This window comes from Nonomuraea sp. NPDC004354 (assembly GCF_053602555.1).
The window spans coordinates 39,689-54,029 of sequence record NZ_JBSGDV010000017.1 but is presented as its reverse complement, the minus strand read 5'-3'; the positions used below and the strand labels follow the sequence as shown (position 1 = coordinate 54,029).

Annotated in this window: 15 protein-coding genes; 11 read left to right on the top strand and 4 right to left on the bottom strand. The window is 70.6% G+C overall.

Translation table 11 applies throughout. The features are described 5' to 3' along the window. Positions 1 to 179: 179 nt before the first annotated feature. The 8 genes from ACWENQ_RS34750 (at position 180) to ACWENQ_RS34715 (ending at position 7,456) form a co-directional block, all read left to right on the top strand. Positions 180 to 1,976, top strand: coding sequence for a glycosyltransferase family 2 protein (locus ACWENQ_RS34750; protein WP_449914289.1), 1,797 nt, complete (start codon positions 180 to 182; stop codon positions 1,974 to 1,976). Between the two features lie 73 nt (positions 1,977 to 2,049). Beyond that, positions 2,050 to 3,057 carry an energy-coupling factor ABC transporter permease gene (locus tag ACWENQ_RS34745; RefSeq protein WP_449914287.1) on the top strand — a complete coding sequence of 336 codons (1,008 nt, stop codon included), beginning with the start codon at positions 2,050 to 2,052 and terminating at the stop codon, positions 3,055 to 3,057. Between the two features lie 2 nt (positions 3,058 to 3,059). After that, complete coding sequence (gene cbiQ / locus ACWENQ_RS34740) at positions 3,060 to 3,818, top strand: cobalt ECF transporter T component CbiQ (RefSeq protein ID WP_354913927.1); 759 nt, start codon at positions 3,060 to 3,062, stop codon at positions 3,816 to 3,818. Further along, on the top strand, positions 3,812 to 4,573 hold the full coding sequence (locus tag ACWENQ_RS34735; protein ID WP_452417984.1) for an energy-coupling factor ABC transporter ATP-binding protein: 762 nt from the start codon (positions 3,812 to 3,814) through the stop codon (positions 4,571 to 4,573). The genes cbiQ and ACWENQ_RS34735 overlap by 7 nt, the downstream gene beginning before the upstream one ends. A gap of 135 nt (positions 4,574 to 4,708) precedes the next feature. Further along, positions 4,709 to 5,047, top strand: a complete 339-nt coding sequence (locus tag ACWENQ_RS34730) for an STAS domain-containing protein (RefSeq protein WP_354913924.1) — start codon at positions 4,709 to 4,711, stop codon at positions 5,045 to 5,047. Between the two features lie 85 nt (positions 5,048 to 5,132). Continuing rightward, positions 5,133 to 5,909 (top strand): SDR family NAD(P)-dependent oxidoreductase, encoded by a 777-nt coding sequence (locus ACWENQ_RS34725; protein ID WP_452417983.1) that lies wholly within the window; start codon positions 5,133 to 5,135, stop codon positions 5,907 to 5,909. Between the two features lie 10 nt (positions 5,910 to 5,919). Further along, positions 5,920 to 6,687: a crotonase/enoyl-CoA hydratase family protein gene (locus ACWENQ_RS34720; RefSeq protein WP_449914279.1), complete on the top strand. Its 768-nt coding sequence runs from the start codon at positions 5,920 to 5,922 to the stop codon at positions 6,685 to 6,687. Positions 6,688 to 6,832: 145 nt separating this feature from the next. Further along, positions 6,833 to 7,456 (top strand): rhomboid family intramembrane serine protease, encoded by a 624-nt coding sequence (locus ACWENQ_RS34715; RefSeq protein WP_452417982.1) that lies wholly within the window; start codon positions 6,833 to 6,835, stop codon positions 7,454 to 7,456. Positions 7,457 to 7,549: 93 nt separating this feature from the next. Here the strand turns inward: ACWENQ_RS34715 and ACWENQ_RS34710 are convergent, their stop codons facing one another. The 3 genes from ACWENQ_RS34710 to ACWENQ_RS34700 all read right to left on the bottom strand — a co-directional run bounded on the left by ACWENQ_RS34710 (position 7,550) and on the right by ACWENQ_RS34700 (position 10,730). After that, positions 7,550 to 8,155 (bottom strand): TIGR00645 family protein, encoded by a 606-nt coding sequence (locus tag ACWENQ_RS34710; protein WP_452417980.1) that lies wholly within the window; start codon positions 8,153 to 8,155, stop codon positions 7,550 to 7,552. Positions 8,156 to 8,378: 223 nt separating this feature from the next. Further along, positions 8,379 to 9,488 (bottom strand): phosphoserine transaminase, encoded by a 1,110-nt coding sequence (serC, locus tag ACWENQ_RS34705; protein WP_449914276.1) that lies wholly within the window; start codon positions 9,486 to 9,488, stop codon positions 8,379 to 8,381. 135 nt (positions 9,489 to 9,623) lie between these two features. After that, positions 9,624 to 10,730 carry a citrate synthase 2 gene (locus ACWENQ_RS34700; protein WP_354913914.1) on the bottom strand — a complete coding sequence of 369 codons (1,107 nt, stop codon included), beginning with the start codon at positions 10,728 to 10,730 and terminating at the stop codon, positions 9,624 to 9,626. Positions 10,731 to 10,962: 232 nt separating this feature from the next. Here ACWENQ_RS34700 and pdxH point away from each other — a divergent pair, with 232 nt between their 5' ends. Both pdxH and ACWENQ_RS34690 read left to right on the top strand, forming a co-directional pair. Further along, the gene (gene pdxH / locus ACWENQ_RS34695) at positions 10,963 to 11,604 is read left to right on the top strand and encodes a pyridoxamine 5'-phosphate oxidase (protein ID WP_354913912.1); all 642 of its coding nucleotides are present in this window, start codon (positions 10,963 to 10,965) and stop codon (positions 11,602 to 11,604) included. Positions 11,605 to 11,614: 10 nt separating this feature from the next. Continuing rightward, positions 11,615 to 12,856: an MFS transporter gene (locus ACWENQ_RS34690; RefSeq protein ID WP_452417979.1), complete on the top strand. Its 1,242-nt coding sequence runs from the start codon at positions 11,615 to 11,617 to the stop codon at positions 12,854 to 12,856. Here ACWENQ_RS34690 and ACWENQ_RS34685 read toward each other — a convergent pair. Continuing rightward, positions 12,819 to 13,448, bottom strand: a complete 630-nt coding sequence (locus tag ACWENQ_RS34685) for a UdgX family uracil-DNA binding protein (protein ID WP_449914269.1) — start codon at positions 13,446 to 13,448, stop codon at positions 12,819 to 12,821. The two genes, ACWENQ_RS34690 and ACWENQ_RS34685, sit on opposite strands and share 38 nt — an antisense overlap. Before the next feature lie 77 nt (positions 13,449 to 13,525). Here ACWENQ_RS34685 and ACWENQ_RS34680 point away from each other — a divergent pair, with 77 nt between their 5' ends. Further along, positions 13,526 to 14,230 carry a metal-dependent transcriptional regulator gene (locus tag ACWENQ_RS34680; RefSeq protein ID WP_354913906.1) on the top strand — a complete coding sequence of 235 codons (705 nt, stop codon included), beginning with the start codon at positions 13,526 to 13,528 and terminating at the stop codon, positions 14,228 to 14,230. Positions 14,231 to 14,341 lie beyond the last annotated feature (111 nt).

Below are 14,341 nucleotides of genomic sequence, written 5' to 3'. Positions count from 1 at the left end.
TCAGCAAATTTGCATCGCCGAGTGATATGTCGGTTGTCCCGAAAGTAAAGCCGTCAACACGCCGGATTGCCCGCGCGAACCCGCAGTCTCGTCACATACTGAATTCAAGGGCTAGCGGAACGTGACGGCTGAGGGGCGCGGCTGTGGCTGAACGACCGACCGGATGCGAAGAGGGCGGTGTGGACGTCAGCGTCATCATCCCCGTCCGCGACTGCCGTGACTATCTCGATCGCAGCCTGACCTCCGCACTGGTCCAGCGGGTGAAGAAGGAGATCGTCGTCGTCGACGACGGCTCCACAGACGGCAGCGCCGAACTGCTCGAGCTCTACTCCCACTACCACCGCGGCGTGGTCAGGGTCGTGCGCAAGGAGCACCCGATCGGCGCGGGCGGCCCCCGCAACACCGGGCTGGAGCACGCTCGGGGCCGCTACGTGTTCTTCTGCGACGCCGACGACTACCTAGGTCCCGAGGCGCTCGAGCGCATGGTCGCCATGGCCGACAAGAACGCCGCCGACATCGTGCTCGGCAAGATCGTCGGGCATGGCCGCCGCGCGCCGGTCTCGATGTTCCTGCACAGCACCGACCGGGTCGACCTGGGCGACAGCGCCGTCTACAACAGCCTGAGCTGCTTCAAGCTCTACCGCAGGGAGATGCTCGACCGGCACGGCATCAGGTTCGCCGAGGGGCAGCTGATCGGCGAGGACATCGTCTTCAGCGTCCACGCCTACTGCCACGCCGAGATCATCTCTGTCGTGGCCGACTACGACTGCTACCACCTGGTCGCCAGGCCCGACGGCAGCAGCATCATGCAGCAGCCGGCCAGTCGCGACCCGCTCGGCTGGCTGGCCATGATCGGCAAGCCCATCGAGCTGATGACCGCGCACATCGGGCCGGGGCCGCTGCGCGACCACCTGCTCCGCCGCCACTTCAGGCTCGACATCTTCGCCCAGCTCGGCGCCCCCTTCCTGGCTGCCGACGACATGCGGCGCAAGGAGATCGCCCACGAGGTGGCCGTCCTGTGCGACCGGTGGCTGACGCCGGGCGTCACCGACCGGCTCACCACGACCGACCGCCAGCGCCTGGCGGCGCTCGACGACATCGACAGGCTCGTACGGCTGGCCGGCATCGAGGCCGCCGTCGTGTGCCGCCGCCTGACCGGGCTGCGTTGGGAGAGCGACAGGCTGGTCGTGGAGGGCGAGGCGGCGCTCGACGGCCAGCACGCCGCCGGCGGTGTCGCGCTCGTCCTGCGCTCCCGGCAGGAGCAGGGCGGCGAGCTGGTCCTGCCGGCCGACCCCGTGGGCGACGGCGGCTTCATCGCGAGCGTCGACCCCGGCGAGCTGTCGTCCGGCGTGTGGGACTTCTACGTCGCCGTCGAGTGCGAGGGCGTCATCCGCCTGGGCAGGCTGGGCGCCGACCGCGACGGCGGCATCACCAGGCCGGCTCCCCGCCTGGTGGGCAGCGCGGTGGCGCTGCCGTACTTCACCAGGACCAACGGCAACCTCAGCGTCGACGTCGGCGGGCACGTGCTCACCGTGCCGGGCAGCGCGCGGCTCACCCGCACCCGGTGGATCCTGGGGCACCGCCTCCTCCTCGACGGGGAGATCACCGTGGGCGGCGGCGGTATCCCCGAGGCGGGCGCGGTCAAGCAACTGGTCTGGAGGGAGCGCCACAGCGGCAGGGAGCGCGTCGAGCCGGTGGTGGCGCTGCCCGGCGGCGTGTTCGTGGCCAAGCCCGCGATCGGCAGGTTCGCCCCCGGCACCTGGGACGCCTACCTGGAGCTGGAGCTGGGCGGGCCGCCCGCGCGGTTCAGGATCGAGGTCGACGCCGGCACGGTGGCCGAGCCGCGCAGCTGGTGGCGGGGCCCCGTGCGCAGCAGCGTCCGGCCGTACGCGACGGCGGGCAAGGGCAGGCTGAGCACGGTCGTCCGTAAGATCACGCCTCGGGCGCTCGTGCGAAGGCTGATCCGCCGCGGGTAATTGCTAGACATGTGCAACTGCAAAGCCTTGACTTAAAGTAGGGGAGTTTCGTCCGCTTACTGGAGGCTTGGTCGTGCACGTACCCGATGGCTTCTTCAATGCCGCTACATCCGTCTCGGCAGGCGTCGTCGCGGCCGCCGGGGTGGCGGTCTGCCTGCGCGGCGCCCGGCGGGAGCTCGACGACCGCACCGCGCCCATGGCGGGGCTGGTCGCCGCCTTCATCTTCGCCGTCCAGATGCTCAACTTCCCCGTCGCCGCCGGCACCAGCGGCCACCTGCTGGGCGGGGCGCTGGCCGCGATACTCGTCGGACCCTACACCGGCGTGTTGTGCATGGCCGTGGTGCTGCTCGTCCAATGCGTCTTCTTCGCCGACGGCGGCCTGACCGCGCTCGGCATCAACATCGTGATCATGGGCGTGGTCACCGTACTGGTCGGGTGGGGTCTGTTCCGCCTGGTCACCAGGGCGGCGAAGGGCAAGGCGGCGGTCGGCGCGGCCGCCTTCCTCGCCGCTCTGGTCTCGGTGCCCGCCTCCGCGCTGGCCTTCTCGCTGCTGTTCGCGGTCGGCGGCACCGCCCCGATCGACGCCGCCGCCGTCGCCGGGGCCATGGGTGGCGTCCACGTGCTCATCGGCATCGGTGAGGCCCTCATCACCACCGCGACCGTCGGCGCGGTGCTGGCCGTACGGCCCGACCTGGTCTACGGCGCCCGCGGCCTGGCCGCCCCGCTCGTCCTGAAGGGCGCCGACGGCACGACCTCGCCCGTCGGCGCGGCCCCCGCGGCCAAGCCCGCCACCGGCGGCAGGCCGTTCCTGCTCGGCGGCGTCGGCCTGACGCTCGTGCTGGCCGGCGTGGTCTCCTTCTTCGCCTCCGCCGACCCCGACGGCCTGGAGGCGGTCGCCGAGAACAAGGGCTTCCTCGACCAGGCCACCGACCACCTGTTCGGCTCGTGGGCCCTGGCCGACTACGGCGACGTCGGCGGCGTGCCCGTCGGCGTCGCGGGGGTCGTCGGCGTCGGCATCACGCTGCTCGTCGCCGGCGCCGTCGCCTTCGCGGCCCGCCGCCGCGCGGGAGCCGGGGTCTAGAGATGGGCGCGGGGCACCACCACCAGCTCTACCGGCCCGGCGACTCGCCCGTCCACCGGCTGCCGCCGCAGTGCAAGCTGGTGGCGATGCTGGCCTTCGCGGGCGTCGTCGTGGCCACGCCGCGCGAGGCCTTCTGGGCCTTCGGCTGCTACGCGCTGCTGCTGGCGCTCACGGCGGGCGTCGCGCGGGTGCCCGCCGCCCACGTGGTCAGGCGGATGGCGATCGAGATCCCGTTCGTGCTGTTCGCGCTGGCGATCCCGATCATCGGGATGGGGGAGCGGACCGAGGTCCTCGGGCTCTCGCTCAGCGTGCCGGGACTGTGGGCGGCGTGGAACATCCTGGCCAAGGCCTCCCTCGGCGTCGTCGCCTCCATCCTGCTGGCCGCCACCACCGAACCGCGGATGATCCTGCTCGGCGCCCAGCGGCTGCGGCTGCCGTCGTTGCTGGTGCAGATCGCGATGTTCATGCTGCGGTACATGGACGTGATCGTGGACGAGATGCGGCGGATGCGGGTGGCGCGGGAGGCCAGGGGCTTCGAGGCGCGCAACCTCACCCAGATCCCGGTGATCGCCAGGTCGGCCGGCGCGCTGTTCATCCGCTCCTACGAGCGGGGGGAGCGGGTGCACCTGGCTATGCTCAGCCGGGGGTACAGCGGCTCGCTGCCGCTCATCCACGATGTCTCCGGATCGGGGCGGCAGTGGGGGACCGCGCTGGCCCTGCCCGTCACGGCGCTGGCCGTCCTTGGAGTGTCACTGTGGTGAAGTCCCTTGAGGTGAGCGAGCTCGCCTACGCCTATCCCGATGGCACGCAGGCGCTGTTCGGGGTGAACCTCACGATCGGGCGCGGCGAGCGCGTCGCCCTGCTCGGGCCGAACGGCGCGGGCAAGACCACCCTGGTCATGCACCTCAACGGCATCCTGACCGCCGGACACGGCACGGTCAGCGTCGCCGGCACCCCGGTGCGGGCCGACACCCTCAAGGAGATCAGGCAGCGGGTGGGGCTGGTCTTCCAGGACCCCGACGACCAGCTGTTCATGCCGACCGTGCGCGACGACGTCGCCTTCGGCCCCGCCAACATGGGCGTCAGGGGCGAGGAGCTGGAGCGCAGGGTCAAGAACGCGCTCGACAGGGTGGGCATGGCCGACCATCTCGACCGGCCGCCGCACCACCTGTCCTTCGGCCAGCGCCGGCGGGTCGCGGTGGCCACCGTGCTGGTCATGGAGCCGGAGATCCTGGTGCTCGACGAGCCGTCGTCCAACCTCGACCCGGCGGCGCGCAGGGAGCTGGCCGAGATCCTGCGCTCGCTCGACGTGACCGTGCTGATGGTCACCCACGACCTGCCGTACGCGCTGGAGCTGTGCGAGCGCTCGCTGATCCTGTCCGGCGGGGTGATCGCCGCCGACGGGCCGACCTCCCGCCTGCTGTCCGACTCCGCGCTGCTGGCCGAGCACCGCCTCGAGCTGCCGTACGGCTTCGCCGTCCCTGAGGCTCCCGGGACCGCCGAGACGCGTGGGTGACCGCCGGGCGGTCGCCCTCGCCGTCCGCGGCGCTCCTCGGCCGGGCATTCCGCTGCCCGCACGTTGGTGAGCGTAGTTTGTCCATGCCGCTCGTCGGGGGATGTCGAAGTACAGTGGCTCATCGAGGAGGGCCGAATGAAGCTACGGCTGGCGCGCCATGCCATGGGAGACGCCGTGGTGGTCGCGGTGGAGGGTGAGCTCGATCTCTTCACCGCGCCATTCCTCCGTGACGAGGTCCGCGACGCGATCAAACAGGACGGCGCGCGGCTGGTGCTCGATCTCCAGGCGCTGTCGTTCATGGACTCCAGCGGTCTGTCGGTGCTGATCGAGGCGTGGCGCCTGGCGACGGGTGAGGGTGGGTGCGTGTCGCTGGCCGCGCCCCAGGCGCCCGTGGCCCGCATCCTGCGCACCACCGGCCTCGACCGCCGCATCAAGGTCTACCCCGACGTCGACACGGCGGTGGGCGCGATCTGACCGGCGGGGCCGGGCGGACCGGCGGGGAGAGATTTGAGCCACTCGAAGTAGAACTTCGTTCGGTTCTCGCGTTAAGGTCCGTGACATGGACGTCAACGGAGTAGTAGCAATCATCTCGGGCGGGGCGAGCGGCCTGGGCGAGGCCACGGCCCGCGAGCTCGCCCGGCAGGGCGCGACCGTGGTCATCGCCGACCTCAACGAGGAGCGCGGCAAGGCGATCGCCGACGAACTCGGCGGCGTCTTCGTCAGGACGGACGTGTCGGACGAGGCCGAGGTCCAGGCCGCCGTCGACGCGGCCGTGGCCACCGGCAAGCCGGTCCGCGTGATCGTCAACAGCGCGGGCATCGGCTGGGCCGAGCGCACCGTCAACCGTGAGGGCGCCCCGCACAGCCTGGCCAGCTACCGCAAGGTCATCGAGGTCAACCTGATCGGCACCTTCAACCTCATGCGCATCGGCGCGGCCGCCATCGCCAGGACCGAGCCCGTCTCCGAGGACGGGCACAGGGGCGTGGTCGTCAACACCGCCTCCGTCGCGGCGCTGGAGGGCCAGACCGGGCAGCTCGCCTACTCCGCGTCCAAGGGCGGCATCGTGGGCATGACCGTGCCCGCGGCCCGCGACCTGGCCGCCATCGGCGTGCGCGTCAACACCATCTGCCCCGGCATCATCGACACCCCGATCTACGGCTTCGCCGGCGACGCCGCCGAGGAGTTCAAGGCCAAGCTCGTCGCCCCCGTCGTCTTCCCCAAGCGCATGGGCCGCCCCGACGAGTTCGCCCACCTGGTGCGCTCGCTGATCGAGAACGACTACATGAACGCCGAGGTCATCAGGTTCGACGGCGGTATCCGCTTCCAGCCCAAGTGATGAGGTGCGCGTGTCCTCCGACGAAGTACTGATCGAGGAGTCCGACGGCGTCGCGGTGATCACCATCAACCGCCCGTCGGCTCGCAACGCCGTCAACGGAGCCGTCGCCCGTGGCCTCGCCGCCGCGCTCGACGCGCTCGACTCCCGCTCCGACGTCTCCGTCCACGTCCTGACCGGGGCGGGCGGCACGTTCTCCGCGGGCATGGACCTCAAGGCCTTCCTGACCGGCGACCTGCCCGTCATCGAGGGCAGGGGCTTCGGCGGCATCGCCGAGTCGCCGCCCAGGAAGCCGCTGATCGCGGCCGTCGAGGGGTACGCGCTGGCGGGCGGCTTCGAGCTCGCGCTGTCGTGCGACCTGATCGTGGCCTCGTCCGAGGCGAAGTTCGGCCTGCCCGAGCCCAAGCGCGGGCTCGTGGCGGGCGCGGGCGGCATCATGCGCCTGCCCCGCCGGATCCCCTACCACGTGGCCATGGAGATCGCGCTGACCGGCGACCACTACCCGGCTTCCCGGCTGTACGAGCTCGGCCTCGTCAACCGGATCACCGCCCCGGGCGCGGCGCTGCAGGGCGCTCTGGAGCTGGCCAGGACGATCGCCGCGAACGCGCCGCTGGCGCTGGCGGCGACCAAGCGGGTCGTCATTGAGTCGGCGGACTGGTCGCTGGAGGAGATGTTCGAGAAGCAGGGGCCGATCATCAACCCGGTGTTCGGCTCGAAGGACGCGATGGAGGGCGCGGCGGCCTTCGCCGAGAAGCGCCCGCCGGTGTGGCGGGGCGAGTAGGTCCTTCCCGGCTCCTCCCGCGCCGCCGGGAGGAGCCCCCGCCATCGTGCGGCGGCGCCGTCCCGCGGGAGACGGGCGCCGCGCGCAGGGGACGCTCCGCATTACCGTAAAGGGAGAAGCCTTCCCTCCGGCGGCAGGAGAGCGCATGAGTTCCCCCTACGAGTCGGCCAGGCGCGGCGCGAGCGGCCTCCTGCAGGGCGCGCTCGGCGCCCTCCTCCTGGTCGTCGGCATGGTCGTCGTGATGTGGGCGGTCGAGATCTTCGACTACTTCGCGCTCGGCCGCCTCGACTACGAGCTCGGCATCGTCTCCTGGTCTCCCGACGGCCTCGTCGGGATCCTCTTCGCGCCGTTCCTGCACGCCGACTTCGGCCACCTCATGGCCAACTCGCTGCCACTGCTCGTCCTCGGCTTCCTGGCCGCCTTCCGCGGCCGGGGCAGGTTCCTGTGGGCCACGCTGATCATCATGGTGATCGGCGGCGTCGGCACCTGGGTCGCCACCCCTCCCGGCGTGGTCACCGTGGGCGCCAGCGGGCTGGTCTTCGGCTATTTCGGGTTCGTGGTCGCCCGGGGGTTGTTCGACCGGCGCGTGCTCGACATCGTGGTGGGCCTCGGCGTGGCCGCGGCGTACTACTCGCTGCTGTGGGGCCTGCTGCCGAACGAGCAGGGCATCTCGTGGCAGGGCCACCTGTTCGGGCTCGTCGGCGGCGTCGTCGCGGCGTGGGTGCTGCGGCGCAGGTCCGCGATCGGCCGCACGCCCGAACCCTTCTGATTCCGCCGTGGCCCGCCGATCAGCCGGGCGAGGCCCTCGGATGGGTGAGCGCCGCCCGCGGACCCGCAGCGGCCCGCTGAGCGGCGCCCAGGGTCAGTGGGCGGCCGGCGCCTTGGTGCGTTCGGCCGGCGAGGCGGCCAGCAGCCGGTCGATGTAGGCCAGCCCGATGGCCGAGGCCACGAAGGCCAGGTGCATGAGGGTCTGCCACATCATGGTCGCCGACGGCGTGTCCTTGGCCCTGATGAACGTCTGGAGCAGGTGCACCGACGAGATGCCGATGATGGCGGTGCCCAGCTTGACCTTGAGCACGTTGGCGTTGACGTGGGAGAGCCATTCGGGCTCGTCGGGATGGTCGGTGAGGTCGATGCGCGAGACGAACGTCTCGTAGCCGCCCACGATCACCATGATGAGCAGGTTGGAGATCATCACCACGTCGATGAGCCCGAGGACCGCGAGCATGACGATGACCTCGGGGCCGGGAAGCGAGTCGACGCCGCCGAAGGCGTCGACCGTGGCCTGGCTGACGTGTCCGGTGATGATCGTGTCACCCAGGTGCCACAGCTCCACCATGAACTGCCACACGTAGAGACCCTGGGCCACGATCAGGCCGAGATAGAGCGGCGCCTGCAGCCACCGGCTGGCGAACATCAGGTGGCCCAGACCGCGCCTCCTCCTCGCAGGCTCCCCCGAGATGGACATCACTCCTTGTACTCCTGTCGCAGTGGTGGGGCCGCGCTCCGGCAGCCTCAGGTCGTGGACGCACTCGGGGCCCGCACACGCGAACGAGCACGTCACCCGGCTCACGCTCGAGGCGCCCGCCGCCGGCACCGAAAGGCTGCCGGTGCCGGCGAGGGGCGCCCAGCGGGGCGCCGGGGGACGCGCTCGCGTTGCCCGGCGAGCCTGCCCGCCGGGCCAAGGACGGCTAGAGACGCTCGACCACGTAGTCGACGCAGGTGGTCAGGGCCTCGATGTCGGACGGCTCGATCGCCGGGAACATCGCGACGCGCAGCTGGTTGCGGCCGAGCTTGCGGTAGGGCTCGGTGTCGACGATGCCGTTGGCGCGCAGCACCTTGGCCACCGCGGCGGCGTCGACCGTGTCGGAGAAGTCGATCGTGCCGACCACCTGCGAGCGGAACTCGGGGGCGGCGAACGGCGTGGCGAACGACGACTTCTCGGCCCAGGTGTAGAGGCGCTGGGCGGAGTCGGCGGTGCGCGAGGTGGTCCAGGCCAGGCCGCCGTTGCCGTTCATCCAGTCGAGCTGGTCGGCCAGCAGGAACAGCGTGGCCACCGACGGGGTGTTGTAGGTCTGGTCCTTGGCCGAGTTGTCGATGGCGACGGGCAGGCTGAAGAACTCCGGCACGTAGCGGCCACTGGCGGCGATCTCCTCGACGCGGGCCAGCGCGCGCGGCGACATGATCGCGATCCACAGGCCGCCGTCGGAGGCGAAGCTCTTCTGCGGGGCGAAGTAGTAGACATCGGTCTCGGCGATGTCGACGGGCAGGCCGCCCGCGCCCGAGGTGGCGTCGACGAGGACGAGGGCGTCGTCGCCGCCGACCCGCCTGATCGGCATCGCGACGCCGGTGGAGGTCTCGTTGTGGGTGAGGGCGTAGACGTCGACGCCGTCTTCGGCCACGGCCTCCGGGTGGGTACCGACCTCCGACTTGATGATGGTCGGGTCGCCCAGCCACGGCGCCTTGCTGACGACCGCGCCGAACTTGGAGGAGAACTCGCCGAAGGACAGGTGCTGCGACTTCTGACGCACCAGCCCGAAGGCGGCGATGTCCCAGAACGCGGTGGTGCCGCCGTTGCCCAGCACGACCTGGTAGCCCTCCGGCAGCGAGAACAGGTCGGCGAGCCCGGCGCGGACCCTGCCGACCAGGTTCTTGACCGGCTTCTGCCGATGGGAGGTGCCCATCACGCCGGCGCCAGTGGTGGCGAGCGCGGACAGCTGCTCGGGTCGGACCTTCGATGGCCCGCAGCCGAAGCGGCCGTCGGCGGGCTTGATGTCAGCGGGAATCACGATGTCAGCCACCTGCCCAAGCCTACTGAGCCGACTCCGGTGGCTCGTCCCGGGTCCGGGATGTGAGACATGTGGCGGGCGGCGGGAGCCGTACGGAACGACAAACGGCCCGCTGGTGATCAGCGGGCCGTTACCGAGGGAAAGGCGTCAGATGGTGCCGACGACCTCGTCGGCGCCGGGGACGTCGCTCAGCGGACGCGTGGCGGGGCCGACGTAGTTGGCGCTGGGGCGGACCAGCCTGCCCGTGCGCTTCTGCTCCAGGATGTGCGCGGCCCAGCCGGCCGTGCGCGCGCAGGTGAACATCGAGGTGAACATGTGCGAGGGAACCTCGGCGAAGTCGAGGACCACGGCGGCCCAGTACTCCACGTTGGTGGCGAGCACCCGGTCGGGCTTGCGCGCGTGCAGCTCCTCCAGAGCCGCCTTCTCCAGTGCGGCGGCGACCTCGTAGCGAGGAGCGTCGAGCTCCTTCGCGGTACGGCGCAGCACCCGGGCGCGCGGGTCCTCGGCGCGGTAGACGCGGTGGCCGAAGCCCATCAGGCGGTTGCCCTTGTCCAGCTCGCTCTGGACGTACTTCTTGGCGTCGCCGAGCTGCTCGACGCCCTCGATCATGTGCAGCACGCGGGCGGGCGCGCCACCGTGCAGCGGACCCGACATCGCGCCCACAGCGCCGGAGAGCGCGGCGGCCACGTCGGCGCCGGTGGAGGCGATGACGCGGGCGGTGAACGTGGAGGCGTTCATGCCGTGCTCGGCGGCGGAGGTCCAGTAGGCGTCGATGGCCTTGACGTGCTTGGGGTCGGGCTCGCCCCGCCAGCGGACCATGAACCTCTCGGTGATGGTCTTGGCCTCGTCGACCCTGCTCTGCGGCACCATCGGCAGGCCGAGGCCGCGCGCCGACTGCGCCACGAAGGACAGGGCCATCACGGACGCGCGCGCCAGGTCGTCGCGGGCCTGCGCGTCGTCGATGTCGAGCAGCGGCTTGAAGCCGTAGGCCGGGGCCAGCATGGCCAGCGCGCTCTGCACGTCGACGCGGATGTCACCGGAGTGGACCGGGATGGGGTACGGCTCCGCGGGCGGCAGGCCCGGCTGGAACTTGTTGTCGACAAGCAGACCCCAGACGTGCCCGAACGGGACACGACCTACCAGGTCTTCGATGTCGACGCCCCGATAGCGAAGGGCCCCTCCCTCTTTGTCCGGTTCCGCGATCTCGGTCTCGAAGGCCACGACGCCTTCGAGTCCGGGTTTGAAGTCGGACATTCTTGGCCGCCTTCCTTTCTTGCCGTATGGGCAATCCGTCTCATGGTCGCGGCCGCCTCGGGCGCGTGTTCGCATCCCCGGGGCTCGTCCGCTTCTGTTGATGTCGAGATACCGGCGGGTCAATTTAACCCCCTAACAGGGCGTGCTTCGTCTTCGGGCACGCCGAAACGCCATCGGTGCTGGTAGGGGGTTGTGCGTGGGATCGCCACCAAGCGCGCAAGAATACCTAGTCGTGGATGTCACTTCGCTGGCGGGGCTCCGCCGTACCTATGAGGGACAGCCGTTGCTCGAATCTGACGTCGCGGCCGAGCCGATCGCGCAATTCACTCGATGGTTCGAGGAGGCGCTGGAGGCCGGCCTGCCCGAGCCCAACGCGATGGTGGTCGCCACCGCGTCGGCAGGAGGCCGGCCGAGCGCCAGGACCGTGCTGCTCAAGGGCTACGACGAGCGCGGCTTCGTCTTCTTCACCAACTACGAGTCGCGCAAGGGGCGCGACCTGACCGAGAACCCGCGTGCCTCGCTGCTGTTCCCGTGGCATCCGATCCGCCGCCAGATCCGGATCGAGGGCAGCGTGGTCCGCCTGTCGCACGAGGACTCGGCCGCCTACTTCAACTCCCGCCCGTACGGCTCCCGCGTCGGCGCGTGGGCCTCGCGCCAGTCGGCGGTCGTGCGTTCGCGCGAGGAGCTCGACGACCGTTACGCCGAGCTCGCCGCCCGCTGGCCGGAGGAGCCGCCCGTGCCCGACTTCTGGGGCGGCTTCCGGGTGGTGCCGATCGAGGTGGAGTTCTGGCAGGGCCAGATGGACCGCATGCACGACCGGCTGCGCTATCGGCGGGTTCACTCCGGTTGGGAGTTGGAGCGGCTTGCCCCCTAATGTGCCGTGAGTGGCTTTCGGGGACCTTGTTGTTGACACGCGCCCGCTTCGCGTCGCCGCCTACCGGCGACTGTGGTGGGGACAGGCCGTCTCCCACGTCGGTGTGGCGGTCACCGTGGTGGCGGTCAGCCAGCAGGTGTGGGAACTGACGGAGTCCTCCTTCTGGGTGGGCATGCTGGGGCTGGCCAACCTGATCCCGCTGGTGGTCTTCGGGCTGTGGGGCGGCGCCATCGCCGACGCCATGGACCGGCGCAAGCTGCTGGTCATCGGCTGTGTGGTCGCCTGGCTGAGCACGCTGGTGCTGGTGGTGCAGGCGGCTCTCGGCCTCGGCAACGTCTACGTGCTCCTGGTGGCCGTCGGGCTCGGCGCGGCCGGCTTCGCGATCAGCTCCTCCACCAGAGGCGCGATCATCCCCAGGCTGCTCGAGCCCGGACTGGTGCCCGCGGCCAACGCGCTCAACTCCCTCGTCTTCAGCATCGGCGCCGTCTTCGGACCCATGATCGGCGGCGTCGTGCTCGCGGCGGGCGGCTACGCCTCCGCCTACGCCATCGACGCGGTGCTGTTCACCGGGAGCCTCTACGCGGCGCTGCGGCTGCCGGCGCTCGAACCGATCAGCAAGGTGGTCGTCCGCCCGGGGGCGGAGGCCGTGTGGGAGGGGCTGCGCTTCATCATGGCCAGCCCCGTCCTGCTGATGTCGTTCGTCGTCGACATCATCGCCATGGTCTTCGCGCTGCCGAGAGCGCTGTTCCCCGAACTGGTCGCCGATCGTTTCGGCGGCTCCGAGCTCGCCCTCGGCTGGCTCACCTCGGCCATGGCGATCGGCTCGGTGGTGGGCGCGCTGTTCTCCGGCTGGGTGGGCAGGATCAGGCGGCAGGGGGTCGCGCTGGTCATCGTCATCGCCGTGTGGGGGCTCGCCGTGGCCGCGGCGGGGATGGCGCATGAGCTGTGGCTGGTCATGACGTTCATGGCCGTCGGCGGCATGGCCGACGTGGTGTCGTCGGTGTGGCGCCAGTCGATCCTGCAGCTCCACGCGCCCGACGAGATGCGCGGGCGGATGCAGGGCGTGTTCATGGTGGTCGTGGCGGGCGGCCCGCGCCTCGGCGACCTGCGCGCGGGAGCCACCGCCACGGCCTTCGGCATGACCGGGGCGTGGGTGGGCGGCGGCCTGGCCTGCGCGCTGGCCGTCCTCGCGGTGGGGCTGGCCGTACCGGCCTTCAGGAACTACAGGGACAGGAGCGGCGAGCCAGCGTGAGGTCGGAGACGAGCCCCTTGTAGGCCTCCTCGCGGTCGGGCGCGCGCAGCACGGCCGACGGATGGATCGTCGCCACCGCCAGCGCCTCGCCCAGCTCCAGCACCTCGCCCCGCTGCCGGCTGACCCTGAAGTCGGCGCCGAGCAGGGCGCGGGCGGCCGTCGCGCCGAGCACCACGATCATCTCCGGCTCGACCAGGGCGAGCTCCGAGCTGAGCCACGGCCGGCAGGCCTCGATCTCGGCGACGGTCGGCTTCTGGTGGATCCTCCGCTTGCCCCTGAGCGTGAAGGAGAAGTGCTTCACGGCGTTGGTCAGGTAGACCTCCTCCCTGGCGATGCCCGCGTCCTCCAGTGCCCGGTCCAGGACGCGGCCCGCGGGCCCGACGAACGGCGCCCCCTTGTGGTCCTCCTGGTCACCGGGCTGCTCGCCGACGAGCATGAAGCGGGCGTCCGTGGGTCCCTCGCCGAACACGGTCTGGGTGGCGTTGCGATAGAGATCGCAACCCTGGCAGTGCGCCGCGGCTTCGCGCAGCTCCGGTAGGGAGCGATGCTCGGGAAGGAACCGAGCCGCTCCAGTGTTGCCGTCCTTTGCCATCGCTGGTCGTTCTCCCACTAGGGTTTCTGTGGCTTCTGTGCCCCATGACCGGCGTAGCATTCAGGACGGGAGGAGCCTTGACCGCACACGGCTTGATCGACACGACGGAGATGTATCTCCGCACGATCTACGAACTCGAGGAAGAGGGGATCGTTCCTCTTCGTGCGCGCATCGCCGAACGGCTCCAGCAGAGTGGCCCCACCGTGAGCCAGACCGTCGCCCGCATGGAACGTGACGGGCTGGTCCGCGTCGAAGGCGACCGCCATCTGGCGATGACCGATCTGGGCCGCACTCTCGCCACCCGCGTCATGCGCAAGCACCGCCTGGCCGAATGCCTGCTGACCCAGGTCATCGGGTTGCCATGGGAGGAGGTGCACATCGAGGCCTGCCGCTGGGAGCACGTGATGTCCGAGTCGGTGGAGGAACGGCTGGTGAAGCTGCTCGACAACCCCACCTTCGACCCTCATGGCAACCCCATTCCCGGCCTGGAGGAGCTGGGCGCCACCGGCCCCGAGTCCGACGCCTGGTCGGCCTTCCCCAGCATGGCCGACGTGGCCGGGGCCAGGGACATACCCGTTGTCGTACGTCGAATTAGCGAACAAGTGCAAAGCGATCCCGCTGTGATGCTTAAACTCAAGCAAGTTGGGATACAACCCGGACGCGAGGTGACGCTCGCGGCGAGCGACGACGGTGTGCGGGTGACAGGTGATAACGACGCGACGAACACTCCCGCGGAGCTTCCGCGTGAGGTCGCCGCGCACGTATTCGTCTCCAAGCGCTGACGGCGGCGCTGCTGCTTGGTTGAATCCCGCATGGGAGTCCCTCCACTCCCCGGACACGACTGTTGCAGGAGCGCCCGTGGTTCGCTTTGCGCACATGCCTCCCCGAGGAGT

What these genes read in the sequence shown, in the direction of transcription:
- cbiQ (WP_354913927.1), top strand. Translation starts at nt 3,060, where the DNA reads ATGGGCGCGGGGCACCACCACCAGCTCTACCGGCCCGGCGACTCGCCC.
- ACWENQ_RS34730 (WP_354913924.1), top strand. Translation starts at nt 4,709, where the DNA reads ATGAAGCTACGGCTGGCGCGCCATGCCATGGGAGACGCCGTGGTGGTC.
- ACWENQ_RS34725 (WP_452417983.1), top strand. Translation starts at nt 5,133, where the DNA reads ATGGACGTCAACGGAGTAGTAGCAATCATCTCGGGCGGGGCGAGCGGC.
- ACWENQ_RS34715 (WP_452417982.1), top strand. Translation starts at nt 6,833, where the DNA reads ATGAGTTCCCCCTACGAGTCGGCCAGGCGCGGCGCGAGCGGCCTCCTG.
- ACWENQ_RS34710 (WP_452417980.1), bottom strand. Translation starts at nt 8,155, where the DNA reads ATGTCCATCTCGGGGGAGCCTGCGAGGAGGAGGCGCGGTCTGGGCCAC.
- ACWENQ_RS34700 (WP_354913914.1), bottom strand. Translation starts at nt 10,730, where the DNA reads ATGTCCGACTTCAAACCCGGACTCGAAGGCGTCGTGGCCTTCGAGACC.
- ACWENQ_RS34685 (WP_449914269.1), bottom strand. Translation starts at nt 13,448, where the DNA reads ATGGCAAAGGACGGCAACACTGGAGCGGCTCGGTTCCTTCCCGAGCAT.